A 5,293-nucleotide genomic window follows, 5' to 3' on the forward strand; every position below is an offset into this window, starting at 1 on the left:
CTCAAACTTAAGAAGCAATGAGAGTTTGATCCTGGCTCAGGACGAACGCTGGCGGCGTGCCTAATACATGCAAGTGGAACGCACGATTGATACCGGAGCTTGCTCCACCATTAATCGTGAGTCGCGAACGGGTGAGTAACGCGTAGGTAACCTGTCTTTTAGCGGGGGACAACTATTGGAAACGATAGCTAATACCGCATAAGAATGACTAACGCCTGTTAGAGATTTAAAAGATACAAAAGTATCACTAAGAGATGGACCTGCGTTGTATTAGCTAGTAGGTAGGGTAAAGGCCTACCTAGGCGACGATACATAGCCGACCTGAGAGGGTGAACGGCCACACTGGGACTGAGACACGGCCCAGACTCCTACGGGAGGCAGCAGTAGGGAATCTTCGGCAATGGGGGGAACCCTGACCGAGCAACGCCGCGTGAGTGAAGAAGGTTTTCGGATCGTAAAGCTCTGTTGTCAGAGACGAACGTATGTGAGAGTGGAAAGTTCACATAGTGACGGTAACTGACCAGAAAGGGACGGCTAACTACGTGCCAGCAGCCGCGGTAATACGTAGGTCCCGAGCGTTGTCCGGATTTATTGGGCGTAAAGCGAGCGCAGGCGGTTTTATAAGTCAGAAGTAAAAGGCAGTGGCTTAACCATTGTGTGCTTTTGAAACTGTAGGACTTGAGTGCAGAAGGGGAGAGTGGAATTCCATGTGTAGCGGTGAAATGCGTAGATATATGGAGGAACACCGGTGGCGAAAGCGGCTCTCTGGTCTGTGACTGACGCTGAGGCTCGAAAGCGTGGGTAGCGAACAGGATTAGATACCCTGGTAGTCCACGCCGTAAACGCTGAGTGCTAGGTGTTAGGCCCTTTCCGGGGCTTAGTGCCGGAGCTAACGCATTAAGCACTCCGCCTGGGGAGTACGACCGCAAGGTTGAAACTCAAAGGAATTGACGGGGGCCCGCACAAGCGGTGGAGCATGTGGTTTAATTCGAAGCAACGCGAAGAACCTTACCAGGTCTTGACATCCCGATGACCGCTCTAGAGATAGAGTTTTTCTTCGGAACATTGGAGACAGGTGGTGCATGGTTGTCGTCAGCTCGTGTCGTGAGATGTTGGGTTAAGTCCCGCAACGAGCGCAACCCTTATTGTTAGTTGCCATCATTGAGTTGGGCACTCTAGCGAGACTGCCGGTAATAAACCGGAGGAAGGTGGGGATGACGTCAAATCATCATGCCCCTTATGACCTGGGCTACACACGTGCTACAATGGTCGGTACAACGAGTCGCGAGCCGGTGACGGCAAGCTAATCTCTGAAAGCCGATCTCAGTTCGGATTGGAGGCTGCAACTCGCCTCCATGAAGTCGGAATCGCTAGTAATCGCGGATCAGCACGCCGCGGTGAATACGTTCCCGGGCCTTGTACACACCGCCCGTCACACCACGAGAGTTTGTAACACCCGAAGTCGGTGAGGTAACCTTTAAGGGGCCAGCCGCCTAAGGTGGGATGGATGATTGGGGTGAAGTCGTAACAAGGTAGCCGTATCGGAAGGTGCGGCTGGATCACCTCCTTTCTAAGGAAAAACTAAGTAACGGAGGGCGTTTAAAAGCGACTTGATTTTAGGAAACCAACGCAGTATGCTTGCATACAAGGCGGTTTCTCTAAATCACAAGCTTTTAGCCCGAGTACAATTTAGCCGATAAGGTTAAAGGTACCTTTATTTAGTTACGGAAGCACTTGTAAGTCTTGTTTAGTTTTGAGAGGGAAGTGGGGCCTTAGCTCAGCTAAGCGCCGCCTCTGGTTGGCGCTTTGTCGAAGCTGACGAGAGTCAGTGCACGACAGGGACCAGCGGGGTTTAGACACTAGCTTGTCGCCACTAAGNGTACGGGGCCTTAGCTCAGCTGGGAGAGCGCCTGCTTTGCACGCAGGAGGTCAGCGGTTCGATCCCGCTAGGCTCCATTGGGATACAAAACCTACTAAACTGAATAAAAGTGAAGTTGAACACGTGACTAACTTCTTAGGAAAATAGATAATCTTCCTCGTGTGCCAGGCACACAGCGTCAGATTCCTAATTTTCTACAGAAGTTTTCGCTAAAGCGAACCGTCACTTTGTATCCTAGAGATAGCTCATTGACAATTGAATAGCGCAACAAAAAAAGAAACCGAAACGCTGTAGATCATATTGAAAGAGTTTTTTAATAAGGTTAAGTTAATAAGGGCGCACGGTGGATGCCTAGGCACTAGGAGCCGACGAAGGACGTGACGAACAACGAAATGCTTTGGGGAGCTGTACGTAAGCTTTGATCCAGAGATGTCCGAATGGGGGAACCCGGCAGCTAGAGGCTGTCATCCATAACTGTTAAGGTTATGAGAAGGAAGACGCAGTGAACTGAAACATCTAAGTAGCTGCAGGAAGAGAAAGCAAAAGCGATTGCCTGAGTAGCGGCGAGCGAAAAGGCAGGAGGGCAAACCGGAGTGTTTACACTTCGGGGTTGTAGGACTGCAAGATGGTGTTAAGGACTATAGGAGAATGATCTGGGAAGGTCAGCCAAAGAGAGTAAAAGCCTCGTATTTGAAATAGTCAGTAACCCTAGCAGTATCCTGAGTACGGCGAGACACGTGGAATCTCGTCGGAAACTGGGAGGCCCATCTCCCAACCCTAAATACTCCCTAGTGACCGATAGTGAACCAGTACCGTGAGGGAAAGGTGAAAAGTACCCCGGAAGGGGAGTGAAAGAGAACCTGAAACCGTGTGCCTACAAGAAGTTCGAGCCCGTTAATGGGTGAGAGCGTGCCTTTTGTAGAATGAACCGGCGAGTTACGTTTTCGTGCGAGGTTAAGTTGAAGAGACGGAGCCGTAGGGAAACCGAGTCTGAATAGGGCGGAAAAGTACGAGGACGTAGACCCGAAACCATGTGACCTACCCATGAGCAGGGTGAAGGTGCGGTAAAGCGCACTGGAGGCCCGAACCAGGGCACGTTGAAAAGTGCTTGGATGACTTGTGGGTAGCGGAGAAATTCCAAACGAACTTGGAGATAGCTGGTTCTCTCCGAAATAGCTTTAGGGCTAGCGTCGTCGCGAGGGACTCTTGGAGGTAGAGCACTGTTTGATTGAGGGGTCCATCCCGGATTACCAATATCAGATAAACTCCGAATGCCAAAGAGTCAGAGACGGCAGTCAGACTGCGAGTGCTAAGATCCGTAGTCGAAAGGGAAACAGCCCAGACCACCAGCTAAGGTCCCCAAATAATTGTTAAGTGGAAAAGGATGTGGGGTTGCACAGACAACTAGGATGTTAGCTTAGAAGCAGCTATTCATTCAAAGAGTGCGTAATAGCTCACTAGTCGAGTGACCCTGCGCCGAAAATGTACCGGGGCTAAAACAATTTACCGAAGCTGTGGATCCCGTAAGGGATGGTAGGAGAGCGTTCTATGTATGAGGAAGGTGTACCGTGAGGAGCACTGGAGCGCATAGAAGTGAGAATGCCGGTATGAGTAGCGAAAGATGGGTGAGAATCCCATCCACCGTAAGACTAAGGATTCCAGGGGAAGGCTCGTCCGCCCTGGGTTAGTCGGGACCTAAGGAGAGACCGACAGGTGTATCCGATGGGCAACAGGTTGATATTCCTGTACTAGAGTATAGAGTGATGGAGGGACGCAGAAGGCTAGCTAAAGCGTGCGATTGGAAGAGCACGTCTAAGCAGTGAGGTGTGATGTGAGTCAAATGCTTGCATCTGTAACATTGAGCTGTGATAGGGAGCGAAGTTTAGTAGCGAAGTTAGCGATGTCACACTGCCAAGAAAAGCTTCTAGCGATAATGTATACTCTACCCGTACCGCAAACCGACACAGGTAGTCGAGGCGAGTAGCCTCAGGTGATCGAGCGAACTCTCGTTAAGGAACTCGGCAAAATGGCCCCGTAACTTCGGGAGAAGGGGCGCTGACAGAAGGTCAGCCGCAGTGAAAAGGCCCAAGCAACTGTTTATCAAAAACACAGCTCTCTGCAAAATCGTAAGATGAGGTATAGGGGGTGACGCCTGCCCGGTGCTGGAAGGTTAAGAGGAGTGCTTAGCGTAAGCGAAGGTATGAATTGAAGCCCCAGTAAACGGCGGCCGTAACTATAACGGTCCTAAGGTAGCGAAATTCCTTGTCGGGTAAGTTCCGACCCGCACGAAAGGCGTAATGATTTGGGCACTGTCTCAACGAGAGACTCGGTGAAATTTTAGTACCTGTGAAGATGCAGGTTACCCGCGACAGGACGGAAAGACCCCATGGAGCTTTACTGCAGTTTGATATTGCGTATCTGTAACACATGTACAGGATAGGTAGGAGCCAAGGAAGAGTGAACGCCAGTTTACTTGGAGGCGCTGTTGGGATACTACCCTTGTGTTATGGCTACTCTAACCCGCTAGGTTAAACATCTAGGGAGACAGTGTCAGACGGGCAGTTTGACTGGGGCGGTCGCCTCCTAAAGCGTAACGGAGGCGCCCAAAGGTTCCCTCAGATTGGTTGGAAATCAATCGCAGAGTGTAAAGGTAAAAGGGAGCTTGACTGCGAGAGTAACAACTCGAGCAGGGACGAAAGTCGGGCTTAGTGATCCGGTGGTACCGAATGGAAGGGCCATCGCTCAACGGATAAAAGCTACCCTGGGGATAACAGGCTTATCTCCCCCAAGAGTTCACATCGACGGGGAGGTTTGGCACCTCGATGTCGGCTCGTCGCATCCTGGGGCTGTAGTCGGTCCCAAGGGTTGGGCTGTTCGCCCATTAAAGCGGCACGCGAGCTGGGTTCAGAACGTCGTGAGACAGTTCGGTCCCTATCCGTCGCGGGCGAAGGAAATTTGAGAGGATCTGCTCCTAGTACGAGAGGACCAGAGTGGACTTACCGCTGGTGTACCAGTTGTTCTGCCAAGAGCATCGCTGGGTAGCTATGTAGGGAAGGGATAAACGCTGAAAGCATCTAAGTGTGAAGCCCACCTCAAGATGAGATTTCCCATAACGTTAAGTTAGTAAGAGCCCTGAGAGAAGATCAGGTAGATAGGTTGGGAGTGGACGTATGGTGACATATGAAGCGGACCAATACTAATCGCTCGAGGACTTATCCAAATAAAGTACAATTACTGAAGCAACAGCAGTGGTTTCAAGCGCTATTCAATTATGAGTGAGCGATCATTCAGCAGTTAAGTGACGATAGCCTAGGAGAGACACCTGTACCCATGCCGAACACAGCAGTTAAGTCCTAGCACGCCTGAAGTAGTTGGGGGTTGCCCCCTGTGAGATAGGGTAGTCGCTTAGCGATA

1 tRNA gene and 3 rRNA genes are annotated in these 5,293 nt (G+C 50.8%); all 4 read left to right on the forward strand.

The features are described from left to right. The first annotated feature begins 13 nt into the window (after window positions 1–13). Window positions 14–1,570: ribosomal RNA gene (locus tag AC4HAF_RS10135) — 16S ribosomal RNA — on the forward strand. Window positions 1,571–1,883: 313 nt separating this feature from the next. Continuing rightward, a tRNA-Ala gene (locus tag AC4HAF_RS10140) sits at window positions 1,884–1,956 on the forward strand. A gap of 243 nt (window positions 1,957–2,199) precedes the next feature. Next, window positions 2,200–5,099, forward strand: a 23S ribosomal RNA gene (locus AC4HAF_RS10145). A 74-nt stretch (window positions 5,100–5,173) separates the two neighbouring features. Beyond that, a 5S ribosomal RNA gene (rrf, locus tag AC4HAF_RS10150) occupies window positions 5,174–5,289 on the forward strand. Together the 16S, 23S and 5S rRNA genes with 1 tRNA gene alongside form the textbook arrangement of a ribosomal RNA operon. Window positions 5,290–5,293: the final 4 nt, after the last annotated feature.

Source organism: Streptococcus sp. ELY_90, from assembly GCF_058314475.1.